The 14,061-nt window shown below is 42.7% G+C and carries 13 protein-coding genes and 1 pseudogene; 6 read left to right on the forward strand and 8 right to left on the reverse strand.

All coding sequences use genetic code 11. From position 1 onward, the window contains the following. Window positions 1-16: 16 nt before the first annotated feature. The 4 genes from ACM0OX_RS18870 to ACM0OX_RS18885 all read right to left on the reverse strand — a co-directional run bounded on the left by ACM0OX_RS18870 (window position 17) and on the right by ACM0OX_RS18885 (window position 5,069). Window positions 17-640: an NB-ARC domain-containing protein gene (locus ACM0OX_RS18870; RefSeq protein WP_414516594.1), complete on the reverse strand. Its 624-nt coding sequence runs from the start codon at window positions 638-640 to the stop codon at window positions 17-19. Window positions 641-816: 176 nt separating this feature from the next. Next, complete coding sequence (locus tag ACM0OX_RS18875) at window positions 817-2,070, reverse strand: exonuclease SbcCD subunit D (RefSeq protein ID WP_334836193.1); 1,254 nt, start codon at window positions 2,068-2,070, stop codon at window positions 817-819. Between the two features lie 68 nt (window positions 2,071-2,138). Continuing rightward, window positions 2,139-2,864 (reverse strand): phosphoadenosine phosphosulfate reductase, encoded by a 726-nt coding sequence (cysH, locus tag ACM0OX_RS18880; RefSeq protein ID WP_292728759.1) that lies wholly within the window; start codon window positions 2,862-2,864, stop codon window positions 2,139-2,141. A gap of 615 nt (window positions 2,865-3,479) precedes the next feature. Continuing rightward, complete coding sequence (locus ACM0OX_RS18885) at window positions 3,480-5,069, reverse strand: DHA2 family efflux MFS transporter permease subunit (RefSeq protein WP_414516595.1); 1,590 nt, start codon at window positions 5,067-5,069, stop codon at window positions 3,480-3,482. Between the two features lie 242 nt (window positions 5,070-5,311). Here ACM0OX_RS18885 and ACM0OX_RS18890 point away from each other — a divergent pair, with 242 nt between their 5' ends. Next, window positions 5,312-5,941 carry a TetR/AcrR family transcriptional regulator gene (locus tag ACM0OX_RS18890; protein WP_414516596.1) on the forward strand — a complete coding sequence of 210 codons (630 nt, stop codon included), beginning with the start codon at window positions 5,312-5,314 and terminating at the stop codon, window positions 5,939-5,941. Between the two features lie 175 nt (window positions 5,942-6,116). Here the strand turns inward: ACM0OX_RS18890 and patD are convergent, their stop codons facing one another. After that, window positions 6,117-6,470: a heterocyst frequency control protein PatD gene (patD, locus tag ACM0OX_RS18895; RefSeq protein WP_414516597.1), complete on the reverse strand. Its 354-nt coding sequence runs from the start codon at window positions 6,468-6,470 to the stop codon at window positions 6,117-6,119. Window positions 6,471-6,795: 325 nt separating this feature from the next. Between patD and ACM0OX_RS18900 the strand changes: the two genes are divergently transcribed. The 5 genes from ACM0OX_RS18900 (at window position 6,796) to ACM0OX_RS18920 (ending at window position 12,463) form a co-directional block, all read left to right on the forward strand. Further along, a complete protein-coding gene (locus ACM0OX_RS18900) occupies window positions 6,796-9,066 on the forward strand; it encodes a RelA/SpoT family protein (RefSeq protein WP_414516598.1) in 2,271 nt (756 codons plus the stop codon). 219 nt (window positions 9,067-9,285) lie between these two features. After that, on the forward strand, window positions 9,286-9,429 hold the full coding sequence (locus ACM0OX_RS18905) for a hypothetical protein (protein ID WP_414516599.1): 144 nt from the start codon (window positions 9,286-9,288) through the stop codon (window positions 9,427-9,429). 347 nt (window positions 9,430-9,776) lie between these two features. Continuing rightward, window positions 9,777-10,493 carry a class I SAM-dependent methyltransferase gene (locus tag ACM0OX_RS18910; RefSeq protein ID WP_414516600.1) on the forward strand — a complete coding sequence of 239 codons (717 nt, stop codon included), beginning with the start codon at window positions 9,777-9,779 and terminating at the stop codon, window positions 10,491-10,493. Between the two features lie 413 nt (window positions 10,494-10,906). Further along, on the forward strand, window positions 10,907-11,986 hold the full coding sequence (locus tag ACM0OX_RS18915) for a M4 family metallopeptidase (protein ID WP_414516601.1): 1,080 nt from the start codon (window positions 10,907-10,909) through the stop codon (window positions 11,984-11,986). Between the two features lie 177 nt (window positions 11,987-12,163). Then, complete coding sequence (locus tag ACM0OX_RS18920; protein WP_414516602.1) at window positions 12,164-12,463, forward strand: protealysin inhibitor emfourin; 300 nt, start codon at window positions 12,164-12,166, stop codon at window positions 12,461-12,463. Window positions 12,464-12,581: 118 nt separating this feature from the next. Here the strand turns inward: ACM0OX_RS18920 and ACM0OX_RS18925 are convergent, their stop codons facing one another. From ACM0OX_RS18925 to hpsU, 3 genes and pseudogenes are all read right to left on the reverse strand, one after another. Beyond that, window positions 12,582-13,058, reverse strand: a complete 477-nt coding sequence (locus tag ACM0OX_RS18925) for a hypothetical protein (protein WP_414516603.1) — start codon at window positions 13,056-13,058, stop codon at window positions 12,582-12,584. A 170-nt stretch (window positions 13,059-13,228) separates the two neighbouring features. After that, a pseudogene (locus ACM0OX_RS18930) lies at window positions 13,229-13,424 on the reverse strand (transposase); the annotation flags it as partial. Window positions 13,425-13,478: 54 nt separating this feature from the next. Further along, window positions 13,479-14,060: a hormogonium polysaccharide biosynthesis acetyltransferase HpsU gene (gene hpsU, locus ACM0OX_RS18935; protein WP_414516604.1), complete on the reverse strand. Its 582-nt coding sequence runs from the start codon at window positions 14,058-14,060 to the stop codon at window positions 13,479-13,481. Window position 14,061: the final 1 nt, after the last annotated feature.

Consider the following 14,061-nt stretch of genomic DNA (forward strand, 5'->3'; position numbering starts at 1 on the left):
GTTTTTGTGATCGCTCCTAATTATACTTTGTCGAGAGTGATAAAAGAGGGTTAAGCAGCAGGGAAATCTTATCACTAACGCTTTCCGGCAATTCTGCCTCAGTTTCTTGCTCGTCAGACAGAAACTGAATGATGCTACCCAAGAATGTATCAATGGGTGGAGCGTCATATAGCGATCGCCAGACAATACAATCAAATTTGTCCTGCATTAGTTCTGCCAATTTGATCGACAGACTAGTTTTCCCTACTCCACCCATTCCGAGAATGGTCACTAATCGACAGCTATCCTTCAGCAACCACTCATCCAGAGTACTGAGTTCTTCTGTACGTCCGTAAAATGCTAAGACAGAAACAGCTTCCCCCCAATCTTGACGGCAATTGGGATCTGAGGTCGAATAGCAGCCTTCGCATAGGCGGCTATCAAAACCAAGAAAGAGAGCCTCAAGTGTTCGCTTGTCAACTCCCTTTCTACGGTTCAAAACTTTTCTAATTGTTAGAGGGTCTAAGTTCGTGCGGTAGCTTAACTCTTCAAGAGTGAATCTCTTGCCAAAATTATCTCGAAACTCAAACTTGTGCCTTGCTTCCTCAAACTTCTGTAAACCAACAGAAGTGAGTATAACTCCGCGCTTGCGTCTTAGCATACTCAAATTCCTCTACAGACAAAGATGGATTTAGCACAGAACTTAAGTACTTTTTCACCCAATGTTATTTTAGATTACTTACCCACTTATAATCCACGTGTAAATCTGACGTTGCTGGTCAATTTCAGCAAAGATATCTATTAACTGTGGAGTTTAGTCAATTAATTGGCTTTATCCTACTCATTAGTTGCTGCTTCTAGCCAAACTTCCACTTCATCTGCTAGCAACTTCTGGGCTGCATCCATCATTGAGGTTGCGATGTCTTTCAGGTCTTCGCGATTATTTAAGTAAGTTTTCAACGCTTCCATTGGGTCGATGCTGCTACTTGCGCTCAATTCAGGAATCCGGGGCCTAGCTAATTGACTCACTAATTCTGCTTGAATGGTGTAGGTATGAGCGGGATTTAAAGCAGTATGCAAAGAAGAACTGTCAATCAAATCCATCTGTTCAGAGCGAAGTTTGTAAATTAGCCGCACTACAGCATCTTGAATATTATATTTAGCGATCGCTTTCATTAACAACGCTTGCGGCTCATCTGCTTTCGAGATATCCACCTCAATGGTTTGGAAAGTCCGAACTGTTAAGGGACAAAATTCCCACTCAGCGCTTCCCCGCTCCAGTTCCAGCATGACATAGCCTTTGTCTTCCTTTTCTTCGCTAAAATCTACCCGTTCAATACTTCCTGGATAAATCACCGGCGGGTTGTTGGATTTATTCAGATTTTGATGGCGGTGGACGTGTCCCAACGCTACATAATCAAAACAAGGTCGCGTCAACAAAGATAGGGGTAGAGTAAAGCCTTTACCTACTGCCAAAAAGCGTTCTGCACCCAAGGTTGCATTGTCAGCCATCAAGTGAGCTAAAAGGATAGTTGGTACATTGGGGTCAAGACGGCGAACTTCCCCTTCTAGCACAACTCGCAAACGTTCCGTTAATAGTTGATTGACTTCCGCCAAAGACAAACCTTCAGTCTCTTGGCGAGTCATCAGGGTAGAACGAGTCAGCCAAGGCAGAGTAATTACTTGCACTTTGCCATTACGGGTTTCGATACAGTGCGTAGTTAATGTATCACCAACAACAAACCCTGGCACTCCCAAAGTGCGGTAAATATTTAAACTCGCCCCTCCCTGTCCTTGGGAATGTTGGTCGTGGTTGCCTACCAACAGGACTGTGGGAATATTGGCATCCATAAGACGGCGAAACTGGCTGGCAAAAGCTTGTTGTACATAAGGCGGTGGTGTAGCATCCGGGAAAGCATCGCCACCAAATATCACCATATCGACGGCATCTGTCAGCGCTCGGTCAATACATATAGACAGAGTATTGACAAAATCCTCCAACCGTGTGTTTAATCCCGTCGCCGGATTAATTCGTCCGTGGGAGAAGCCACTTCCCATGTGGATGTCGGAGAGATGGAGGATTTTAATCATATTTGTCCTTTGTTCTTAGTCATTTGCCCTTTGTCTAATACTAATGACAAATTACAAATGACCAATGACTAAATATGAATTCCGCATTCTGTTTTATCACTTCCCCGCCAGCGTCCGGCGCGTTCGTCTTCACCTTCACCTACTTTGGTGGTGATGGGTTGGTCGCCGATGCTGGGATAACCTTGATCGTGGAGGGGATTGTAGATGACTCCATGTTCAGCCACATAAACCCAACTATCTTGACGTGTCCAAGTAGCTATAGGATTTACTTTCAGCCGACCTTTACCATCAAATTCAAATATGGGCATATTCGCACGGGTTACTGCTTGATCCCGGCGGCGTCCGGTAATCCAAGCGACGCTGTTGAGTTCGTCTAGACCTCGTAGCAGTGGTTCAATTTTTGTAATGTGGTGGAATTTGGCAATATCCTTGTCCCAGAGTTTGTCGCCGTATTTGGCTTCAAAGGCTTCGCGAGTGTCTACATCTGGAGTTTTGAAAGTTTGCAAATCTAGGTTATAGATTTGTATGGCTTTGTCTACCAATTCTAGGCTTTCAGGGAAGTGGTGCAAGGTGTCGAGAAAAATTACAGGAACGGGATGCTTCAGTTCAGTGTACAGAATATGAGTAATTATCATGTCATCCACGTTAAAGGCGCTTGTTTGCACCAGTCCCGTTGGGATATTTTCTATAGACCATGCCAGTATGTCTTTGGGAGTGGCACTTTCAAATTGCTCATTTAATTTGTCTAAGTCAAAAGCGATCGCTTGGTTTCTAGATGCCGTGGAGACTGTCATGATAATCTTCTATTCAAATATTTCTACCTTGATTAAGATCGATCTTACTCCATCAAGACACGTATTCCGCTCGGAGATAAGGTAATTATTTTGTGTGGAAATTACTACATTTTGAGAATGGAGAATGAAGAGCGGGAACAAGATAAATAACCATGTATAATACTTAGCAACAATTAATACATAAACCAAAGTGAGGATTTTATTAAGAAACTTTACAGTAATTTAAGTTTTACAATACTTTTATAGATATTTATACTGATTTTGATATGGTTAAGGAACTATTAATAAAAGGGATTTTACTTAAATGAACAACGCAAAATTCAGCAATCCATTAGGCCAGTCTATAATTATGGGCGCTTTAATGATGTTAACCAGCGTTGGGGTTATTACAATAATGAACTTTTTCTAAGATCAAGATTTCTCATTTTAGCAATAAGACTTCATATAGTCCCGCTCAAAACTGAGTGGGACTTTTACTTTTTTCATCTAGATCGATCAGTGTGTATTAATTTTCTGCTATCACTTTCGGCAGAGAATAATCCTGAAGCCGTGTTATTACGTAGTTTTGCAGTCAGAGAATTTAGAATAGAGATGCGATCGCTATTTACCTTACTCCTAGTGACCGACTGGCGCTTTCGCTCCTGCACCGCCTTTACCCAGAAATAGCAACAGAGGTAATGAGCAAAGGAACCCTATCCCTACCACTCGAAAGCAATCTGCGTAAGACAAAATCGCAGCTTGAGTATCTACTGTTTGACTTAATAAAGCTAGTGCTTGTTGTTGCGCTGTTGTCGCATCCATGCCTTGGCCTTGAAGTGCCCCGTTGAGTAAGTCGAGACGCTGACTTGTTTCGGGGTCATAAGGACTAAGTTTTGCTAATAGGATGGCTCGATGAAAAGCTTCTCGTCGGTCAAGCAAAGTGGTGAGTAGAGCAATGCCAATGCTACCACCCAGTTGTCGGGTGAGGTTGTAGAAACCAGAGCCGGCAGAAATATCCTGTTTGGGTAGCGGGCCTAAAACTGCCAAACTCAAAGGCAGAAACATCAACACAGTAAAAGCCCCACGCCATACCAATGGCCAAAATAAATCATCTATGCCAGTTTGTGGGGTAATTGCTGCGAGTTGAAACATGACTCCAGACGATCCGACAGCGCCCATTGCAATTAAAAATCGGGCATCAATTTTACTAGACAGTTTGCCTAATAAAACCATAACGATCGCAGATGCTAAAGCACCAGGCGCTAACAATAGTCCTGTCTGCGTTGCCGTAAAGTGCAGTACACTTTGAGCAAATATCGGCACAGCAAAGAGCGTCCCATAAAGCCCCATACCCACCACCGCTGAGAGAACGCTTCCCGCAGCTAAAGAACGGTGGCGCAAAACTCTCAAATCCACAGCAGGATGGGCTATTCTAAATTCGTACCAAACAAACAACCCCAAGCCGATAATACTGGCGATCGCTAACGTGGTGATGAAACTGGAAGAAAACCAGTCTTCTTTCTCTCCTTCCTCTAACAAAGTTTGCATACAGCCAATAGCGATAACTAAAAACCCAATCCCGAACCAATCGACGGCTTGGCTTTGTGTCTCACTCTTATCTTTGTCTTTGGGCAAAAATACCACTGACATCGCCACTGCAACGATCCCGAAGGGAATATTAACAAAGAAAATCCACCGCCAGCCTAAACCATCTACCAAAAATCCCCCTAAAGTCGGGCCGATGGCTGGGCCAGCAATTACACCTACCCCAAAAACTGCCTGTGCTAAACCCTGTTCAGCAGGTGGAAAAGTCTCGAACAAAATCGCTTGGGCTTTAGCTAGCAACCCGCCACCACACAAACCTTGAAGAATTCGAGAAAAAACTAGCATCGGCAGATTAAATGCCAAACCGCATAAAACCGAGGCGAGGGTAAAGCCAATCAACGAGAAGATAAAGTAGGTTTTGCGTCCAAAGTAATCTCCCAGCCATGCAGATAAGGGAATTAAGACGACATTTGCGATCGCATATCCCGTTACCACCCAGCCGACTTCACTAACAGTTGCACCCAAACTAGCCTGTATATCTGTCAGCGCAACGTTAACAATACTAGTATCAATTACTTCTAGTATCGCACCAAGAGAAGCCGTAAAAGCGATCGCCCACTTCAATGGGCCGTGGACATAACCAAATTCGTCAAAACTAGAACTTTTAATGTTGGTAGCCATTATTTAGCACAAATAATATTTGGGAGATGTCAAGGAATGCCAAAGCTAAAATTAAGTATTGTATATATACGCTACGGTAGCGTATCATATAAAAACGGTCAAGAGAGTTTTTCCTGAAAAGCGGCAGAAATACCTATGCTAAAGATGGATGGTCATTGCTGCTGTTTTAGGGCATGAGAATTGGGTTATGAGGCTTATTTCCTTTCCCAGAAGCTATGTTCTATGCCCAAAAGTAGAAGCAAATGGCTAAGAAGATATTGCTTGGGGATGATATTTTTATGAGTAAGCAAATCAACAGCACCTCTGGACGCCCACGCAGCATCCATGCCGATCAAGCTATTCTGCAAGCAACTTTGGATTTGCTTGCAGAGGTAGGATATGAAAGCATGAGTATAGAAGCGATCGCTTCTCGTGCTGGAGTTGGTAAAACGACTATCTATCGGCGTTACACTTCCAAAGAAGAACTAGTTGCAGACGCAATAGAAAGTCTCAGAGATGATTTAGCGATCCCCGATACCGACAGCTTTTGGGGAGACATGGATATCCTGATTAAGAATGCCGCCAAAAAAATAGATAGTCCCCTTGGCCGTCAGACACTTGCGCTGATTGTTAGTACAGCGTCTAGCAATCCTCAATTTGCCGAGGTTTATTGGACAAAATATACGAAACTCAGACGTGAAGCCTTTTCTAAAATACTTGAGCGTGCCAAGTCCAGAGGCGAAATTCACAAGGATGCAGATGTAGACTTAATTATCGACCTTGTAAGCGGTTCACTATATTATGCACTGATCTTCAAACCCACAACCGAGCCAGTAGAAGCATACATGCGCCGCACTATGAATCTTCTCCTCAAAGGTATTAGTGCTGGTTGAAAGGCAAAAGAATGTAGAGACGTAGCAGTGCTACGTCTCTACAAGGGTTCTCAATAACGCATATCTCCCTATTCCCCACTCACCTTTATCAATTCCCAACTTGTTAGCAAAATAACTTTCCATCATAGGTCATAAATGAGATGATGGAGGGATTAGAGAAAAAGGTGAACAATTGTTATTTTTCTCCTTCCGCTTCTGGTTGCAGAATAGCATCACAGTATTGAATGAGGGTTGTCAAGCGATCGCTAATCGTTTGAAGTCTCGTTTGTGCAGTAGATGCTTGCCGCGCTCCTTGAAAAAACATCACATCTATTGTCAACAGGCGCAATTGCTTGCTCATCTCCGTTTGATAAGACTGCACTCGCCAGTTTTCATCAGCCAAAGGCACAATCTGTTGCCCAAAAAATTGCTGCAACGTGGCTACACGCTGCCGCAGTTCTGAAGCAACGATTTGGGTAGTTGTGGCATCGGAGCGTAATTGCTCTAACAAAGTTACGAATGCCAGATATTGATCGCGGTTTAAAGACATCCAGTGCTAGTTAAGATAGTATTAATGTCAAGTAATTTTTCTTCTACAATAAACTTTCTTAAAGACTTATCAGCACTAAAAGCCTCAAATCTTGATTTGGGGCTTTGTTTGCCATCAATGGATTTTCTTTCTTTAACGATCCTTGAAACTCAAACTGGATGACTACCAGATGCTCCTGCGTTGCTAACAGTGCGCTATTGCAATTGGAGAATCATCCTTACACTGCTTTTTCCACCCTTCTTTGGGCAACAGCATCTTTTCAGGGCGATGCTGCTAGTTTTATTTATCATTCACTTATCTACCGATCCATTCAAACCCAAATTGTATGAGCAGTATAGCGATAAATTCATCAGTTGACCTTGCCATTCCCGAATGGTTAAAAAAATGTTTGAAGGAGTCATCGACAACTAGCGGCACAGGGGAAGATGACCGAAGGCATAATGATGCCGTCTTAATTGGTCGAGCATTTGAATTTGCTTACCAACTCCATCAAGGTCAATACCGCAAATCGGGAGAACCATACATCGCCCATCCCATTGCTGTAGCTGAATTGCTGCGTGACTTGGGAGGCAGTGCTGCTATGATAGCAGCTGGATTTCTCCATGATGTCGTTGAAGATACAGAAGTAACAAGTCAAGAAATAGAAGAACGCTTTGGCGCAGAAGTGCGGCAATTGGTCGAAGGTGTCACCAAGCTTTCTAAAATCAATTTCACCAGCAAAACCGAAAGTCAAGCCGAAAACTTCCGGCGGATGTTTTTGGCAATGGCGCAAGATATTCGGGTAATTGTGGTGAAATTGGCAGATCGTTTGCATAATATGCGAACTTTACAATATATGTCAGAGGCCAGCCGCCGCCGCAGTGCCCAGGAAACGCGAGATATATTCGCACCTTTAGCCAATCGCTTGGGGATTTGGCGAATTAAATGGGAACTGGAAGATTTGGCTTTTAAGTATTTGGAACCAGAAGCTTTTCGCGAAATGCAGGAGCATGTTTCCGAAAAACGGACGGCGCGAGAAGAGAAGTTGGCCAAAGCTACAGATATTTTGCGAGAACGTTTGCAGCAAGCCGGAATCCACTTTCAAGATATCAGCGGTCGTCCCAAGCACCTTTATAGCATTTATCAAAAAATGCACCGCCAGCAAAAGGAATTTCATGAAATTTACGATTTGGCGGCGCTGCGAATAATTGTTCAAACCAATGAGGAATGCTATCGGGCGTTGGCGGTGGTTCATGATGCTTTTCGCCCAATTCCTGGGAGATTTAAGGACTATATTGGACTGCCAAAGCCTAACCGTTACCAGTCATTGCATACTGGGGTGATTGGATTAACTGGCCGTCCTTTAGAAGTGCAAATTCGGACAATCGAAATGCATCATATCGCCGAGTATGGGATTGCCGCTCATTGGAAGTATAAAGAAACAGGTGGTTCTAGCATTAGCCATTTGACAGGCACAGATGACAAGTTTACTTGGCTGCGGCAGCTGCTGGAATGGCAAACCGATCTTAAGGATGCCCAAGAATATCTTGATAGCGTCAAAGATAATCTATTTGAAGATGATGTCTATGTCTTCACCCCTAAGGGGGATGTTGTGCCTTTAAGTCCTGGTGCTACCACTGTAGATTTTGCTTATCGCATTCATACAGAAGTCGGAAACCACTGTTCAGGGGCGCGGGTGAATGGGCGAATGGTGCCACTGTCAACGCGGCTACACAATGGCGATATTGTAGAAGTTCTCACCCAAAAGAACTGCCATCCGAGTTTGGATTGGTTGAACTTTGTCAGAACTTCGGCGGCGAAATATCGGATTAAACAATGGTACAAGCGATCGCGTCGGGAAGAAAATGTCGCCCGTGGACGGGAACTGTTAGAAAAGGAACTGGGTAAAACTGGTTTTGATAGTCTGCTGAAGTCGGATGCAATGCAGATTGTCGCCGAAAAGTGTAACTACCATAGCGTGGAAGATTTACTCGCCGGTTTGGGTTACGGAGAAATTACGTTGAACCTAGTGCTAAATCGCTGGCGAGAAGTAGCAAAGGGACAACAACCAGTTGCCACTGTGTCGCCATTTATCCCTAAAGAAGCAAGTACATCAAAAGCTTTACGAGATGCACCTCCAACTACCTCACGCTCCAGTGATTCGCCAATTTTTGGGGTGGAAGGTTTGGTATATTATTTAGCTGGGTGTTGTACCCCGATTCCTGGCGAACCAATTATTGGTGTGGTGACGCGAGGTAGGGGGATTTCAATTCATCGCCAAGGCTGCCATAATCTGGAGACTGTGGAGTATGAACGCTTAGTACCAGTTAGGTGGAACCCAGCCGCCGAAAGTAGTGGCCGTCCGCATACGTACCCAGTAGATGTACAAATTGAAGCCCTGGATCGTGTAGGGGTGCTAAAGGATATTTTGTCACGGTTAAGCGACCAAGGGATTAACGTCCGTCATGCCCAGGTGAAAACCTCTACTGGCCAACCTGCATTGATCGACTTAGGAATAGATATACGCGATCGCTCTCAACTAGAGCAAGTCTTCGTCCAAATTAAGAAAATGAGCGACATTTTGAACATCCGCCGCGTCGGTCAAATTGACGAGTAACAGGGGTATCAGTATCCCCAAAAAACCTTCTCTTGCTTACCTAGCAGCCTGTCTGGGAACTCAATATGGCGGCTATAAACTCCACCTAAAGAGATAAAACCTTCCCTGGCAGGTTCGTAAACTAGTGATTTGAACTATCATGAATGATATTATTCTGGCGATCTAGAAAATGGTTCATCAACGATTTTTTGAGTTTAAAATTGTTAGGAGCAATCAAAAATGGTTTCAGAGAAGTTGGCGTTAGTCGCAAAGTTGATTTCTGATATGCCAGAAGCTAACACAATTGATACTTCTCAATACAGTTTAAAAGGAAAAGTCAAAAACTTAATTGCTTGGCTAAGAGAAAAAACGGTTCTTTCGTGACTTTTTTTAATTAAAAGTTAATAATAATTTTAATTATTATTGGGTAAGTATCTAGACATAAATAAATTTAAAGTTTGTAGTAAGGACTTTAGTCCTGATAATTTTTGCTTTGAGCGATAAATCGCTCACTACAAACTATGAGTTTATTTGATATTTAATTATATTTACCTACTTACAAGCCTCACTGATTGAATTTTGAATTTTTAATTGAAGCAAAGCGACTTTACTATAGTGGTTTTCAATTGAGGTGTGATAGATTCTTAATTTTAGATGATGTTACAACTTTAGAAGGTGTTCCCAAAATTGCTTGGGAATATTGATTAGTGTATATATTAGTTCCAATCCTCATGCAACAATTATTTCCCGGAGAAGTATTCGCCAACACTGCGGATTTTGACACTGGTATTCGCCAACTGTTACCGCGATACAATGAGATGTTGGAGGTAATTACCCGTTGTCTACCTTCTACAAGTCGGCGTATTTTAGAATTAGGTTGTGGTACGAGCGAACTTAGTCTCAAGATACTCAACCGCTTTCCAGATGCCCAAGTAATTGCTCTAGATTACTCACCTAGAATGTTGCAATTTGCCCAAGATAAAATCACAGCAGCTGGATATCAACAACGCTGGACTGGTATACAAGCAGATTTTGGTGACTGGGCAAATAATCCAGAGAACTTGGATATTGGTAGCGAATTTGATGCTTGTGTCTCATCTTTGGCAATTCACCATCTCCAAGATGAGATGAAATTGAAATTATTTGAGCGAATCGCTGCTAGTCTCACTCAAGACGGCTGTTTTTGGAATGCAGACCCTACTCTACCAGAATCGCCAGCCTTAGCAGAAGTTTACCAGGCAGCACGAGAGGAATGGGCAGTTGAACAAAGAACTAGTTTAACAGAAATTCGTGCGAAGCTTGGCACAAGCAGCACTCAAGGTTACTCCAGTCAAGACCAGTTAGCTAGCTTGGATACTCATTTCCAAATGTTGAGCAAAGCTGGATTTAAGACAGTTGCAGTACCTTGGAAATATTATGGTCTGGCGGTGTTTGGTGGTTGTTTGTGAAAATTTTAGGTTTTGGATGCCTAGATTTGAGATTCCCCTGTCTCCAATAGGCATTTATAGCATTAACAACTTGATAGTAACAAAACAGCAATAAATAATATTATTTCTGTTGATAAGAACTAACATATAAACGCATTAGGTCTGTAAAGGAGGTCTTGCTAACTCACACAAGGATTTTAGCTAAAACTTGTGGTAATTAAGCTGGCTTGGTGTTTTTATACAATATTTCCACATCATAAGTACCCGTGAGGATACTATCAATCCTCTACAGACCTATCCAAAAATACAGAGTAGAAAATTTCCTTCAGAAAAAACCAGGGACACGCGATTTGGATTCGTTTTTCTGCTCCTTTCTCCAGTGGAGTTAAAGCCACTGTTTGCCATCACTTAGTTTCAAAAGGAGAATATCTTGGATGGCTCGAAATAAAAAGAAATCAGCTGGGTTTAAGTATGAGCATCCACTTGTCTCTAGATGCCCTATTTGTTGTATTATTCCGCCCCACATGCTGGAAAATGTCGTGGTGAATGGCAATCCTCAGCAGCGGAGTTGGGCTTTTCATACATTAAATGTTTCGGCACAGCTTCGCGGACGCAGAGATGTCATAGGTAGTGTTTCCTTTGCACCTTCACCGGGTGAAAAGCGGCGCACCATATACGATGCAAAATATGGACAGCAGCTCCCTGGCACATTGGTGCGTGGTGAAGGAGATCCACCAAGTAGTGATGCAGCTGTAAATGAAGCCTACGATGCTGCTGGTGCTACTTATGACTTATTTCATGAAATATTCGATCGCAATTCTATTGATGACAAAGGACTACGTTTAGACTCCACCGTGCATTATGGCGTTAAATACGACAACGCCTTTTGGAACGGCGACCAAATGGTTTATGGTGATGGCGACGGAGAAATGTTTCAGCGCTTTACGAAATCAATCGATGTGATTGGGCATGAGTTAGCTCATGGGATAACTCAGTATGAAGCGGGTTTACAGTATTATGGCGAACCTGGCGCACTAAATGAATCGTTTTCTGATGTCTTTGGTTCCCTGGTGAAACAAAAGTCCAAAAATCAGACTGCACAAGAGGCTGACTGGCTGATTGGTGAAGGGCTTTTAGTACCGACTGTCAAAGGTATTGCCCTCCGGTCAATGAAATTACCGGGAACAGCTTATGATGATTCGGTATTGGGTAAAGATCCCCAACCAGCTCACATGAAAGATAAATATACTGGTGTTGAAGATAATGCTGGAGTGCATATAAACTCAGGAATCCCTAACCATGCTTTTTATTTAGCGGCTGTTGAAATTGGTGGATATGCTTGGGAAAAAGCTGGCAAAATATGGTACATAGCTTTACGCGATCGCTTGCGTGCCAAAGCAGATTTTAAAAAAGCTGCCAGTGTCACCATTCAAGTTGCTGGCGAACTCTACGGTAATGACAGCAATGAGCAAAAAGCTGTGCAAAATGCTTGGCAAAAGGTAGGAGTTATCTAGGAGTTAGGAGTGATAAGTGAGGAGTTAGGAATAAATGTTCAACATCTTCCACTGCCTCATTCAGTACTCAGGACTGATTAATCTGTTGTTTGTTGTTGTTAAACTGGGAGATGAGAACTATCATCTCCCAGTCTTAGTATGTATTCCAACTAAATAACACAACGGAGAGCAAAAAAAATGCGGGTATCATTTGAACGCACGGGCGGCTTTGCTGGAATTACCAAGAAGACAACCGTTGATACAGATACTCTCCCGCCACATGAAGCTGCTACACTTCCCCAACTAGTCGAAGTTGCTGATTTATTTAGGCTACCGGAACTAATTACTTCGCCAAATCCCCAGAGCGATCGCTTTCAATATAAATTAACAGTAGAAGATAACGGTAAGCAGCATACTGTGACTGTCAGTGAGTCAGCATTGCCAGGAACCTTAAGACCACTGATTGAATGGCTACAGACATTAGCACAGAAAAAGTAAAAAGTAAAAAAAATTACTTATAAGTCTCTGACGCCGTAGAATATCTCCTCAACGATCGGAATTGTAGCAAAGTGGTAGTAACGTAATTCGTAATTATGAATTATTTAATTGATTTTTATTAGTTACTCTCAGGGTTGAGTTCGTTGATTTCTCTGCACTTAACCTCTGCGGCTTGATATGCTGCCAGATAGTCTTGGCCACCCAACATTACATCACCGTAATATTCATAAGGTGGATCGCCATAAATTGGCAATGGATCATCTTCTGGATAATCTTCTTTTGATTCTTCAATAATAGCTTTCAGTTTTTTAACAGTCAGACTATGTGCTGCAAAATACCAGATTTCTTGGGGATTTTTGTTCAGGTGAGGTAATGTGGGATCGATAATGCGAACATTAGAGGCGTCGTCTAGCTCAATCCAACTGTGTTCAATCGGTCTATATGGCTTCCCAGCAAAAGCTAAAAATCCCTGAATATACTTTGCTCCCTCAGTAGATAATGCTGCTTTATAAGCATTATCAAACGGAGTGCTAGCTCTGCTGTTTATCTGTTCAGCAATTTTGATTGACAGCGTTTCATCCAATAGTTTGTTCATCAATAGCAAGGATTAGAGCAGCCATGAAAACATATTACCACTGCGACTTACCATTTTGCTTAGGCATTGGGCATTGGTTATTCACTAATGACAAATGACAAACTCTACTTTGTGCTAATCATCATCCGTAAATTTCTTAACAAGTCGCTTGAGGTGTAGGGCTGAGACAAAAGGGTTTTAACACCATCACATAAATGCGTTGTTACTGCTACTATTCCATTATTTGTTTTGCCAATTTCTCCGATATACTGCCTTCCTACTCCAGCAGTAAAATTACCACTTTTTCACTTGGTCTGAATCGTCAATTATTAAACTAAAGCCTCTGCTGATTCTCGTCTGACTCCACTTGTTCACGATCTCTAACCGACAGTTAAGGGCGCACAGCTAGCTGTACGCCCTTACTACGTTTAATCTATAAAATCACGGGGTTGTGGAGGGATCGAGTTTTAGCCGAGCCGTTTTGGGGCGACAAGGGCTTCCCCAACAAACTTGTCCAGAAGGCATATTAGTAAAAACACTACTACGAGCGCCAATCACAGCATTAGCCCCGATTTGCACCCCTGGCCCAACAAAACAATCTGCTGCTACCCATGCACCATTTTCAATGGTAATACTCGCTGTTTTCAACCCAAAGGCAGGATCTTGGAGATCGTGAGTACCAGTACACAGATAACTTTTTTGGGAAATTACGCAATGTTCACCGATATGAATCTGATCGAGGCTATATAAAACTACGTTATCTCCAATCCAACTGTAGTTGCCAATGGTGACTTTCCAGGGGTAGGTAAAGCGGGCTGTAGGTCGAATTAATACACCTTTGCCGATACGAGCGCCAAATAATCGTAGCAAAGCACAACGCAGAATATTTAACGGTTGAGGAGTGAGGGGAAAGGCGATCGCTTGTACAAACCACCATAATAAAACATACCAACTTGGACGTCCCCGGTCAAACCAAGATTGGTCATATTTGCGTAAATCTACGAAAGGTTGGTCATTAGTCATT

Origin of the sequence: Nostoc sp. PCC 9305, from assembly GCF_963920915.1 — a bacterium.
In the GTDB taxonomy this organism is placed as follows: domain Bacteria; phylum Cyanobacteriota; class Cyanobacteriia; order Cyanobacteriales; family Nostocaceae; genus Nostoc.

Bases quoted from the DNA above. Each gene is read 5' to 3' on its own strand.
- ACM0OX_RS18870 (WP_414516594.1), bottom strand. From the start codon at position 640: ATGCTAAGACGCAAGCGCGGAGTTATACTCACTTCTGTTGGTTTACAG.
- ACM0OX_RS18875 (WP_334836193.1), bottom strand. From the start codon at position 2,070: ATGATTAAAATCCTCCATCTCTCCGACATCCACATGGGAAGTGGCTTC.
- cysH (WP_292728759.1), bottom strand. From the start codon at position 2,864: ATGACAGTCTCCACGGCATCTAGAAACCAAGCGATCGCTTTTGACTTA.
- ACM0OX_RS18885 (WP_414516595.1), bottom strand. From the start codon at position 5,069: ATGGCTACCAACATTAAAAGTTCTAGTTTTGACGAATTTGGTTATGTC.
- ACM0OX_RS18890 (WP_414516596.1), top strand. From the start codon at position 5,312: ATGGCTAAGAAGATATTGCTTGGGGATGATATTTTTATGAGTAAGCAA.
- patD (WP_414516597.1), bottom strand. From the start codon at position 6,470: ATGTCTTTAAACCGCGATCAATATCTGGCATTCGTAACTTTGTTAGAG.
- ACM0OX_RS18900 (WP_414516598.1), top strand. From the start codon at position 6,796: ATGAGCAGTATAGCGATAAATTCATCAGTTGACCTTGCCATTCCCGAA.
- ACM0OX_RS18905 (WP_414516599.1), top strand. From the start codon at position 9,286: ATGGTTTCAGAGAAGTTGGCGTTAGTCGCAAAGTTGATTTCTGATATG.
- ACM0OX_RS18910 (WP_414516600.1), top strand. From the start codon at position 9,777: ATGCAACAATTATTTCCCGGAGAAGTATTCGCCAACACTGCGGATTTT.
- ACM0OX_RS18915 (WP_414516601.1), top strand. From the start codon at position 10,907: ATGGCTCGAAATAAAAAGAAATCAGCTGGGTTTAAGTATGAGCATCCA.
- ACM0OX_RS18920 (WP_414516602.1), top strand. From the start codon at position 12,164: ATGCGGGTATCATTTGAACGCACGGGCGGCTTTGCTGGAATTACCAAG.
- ACM0OX_RS18925 (WP_414516603.1), bottom strand. From the start codon at position 13,058: ATGAACAAACTATTGGATGAAACGCTGTCAATCAAAATTGCTGAACAG.
- hpsU (WP_414516604.1), bottom strand. From the start codon at position 14,060: ATGACTAATGACCAACCTTTCGTAGATTTACGCAAATATGACCAATCT.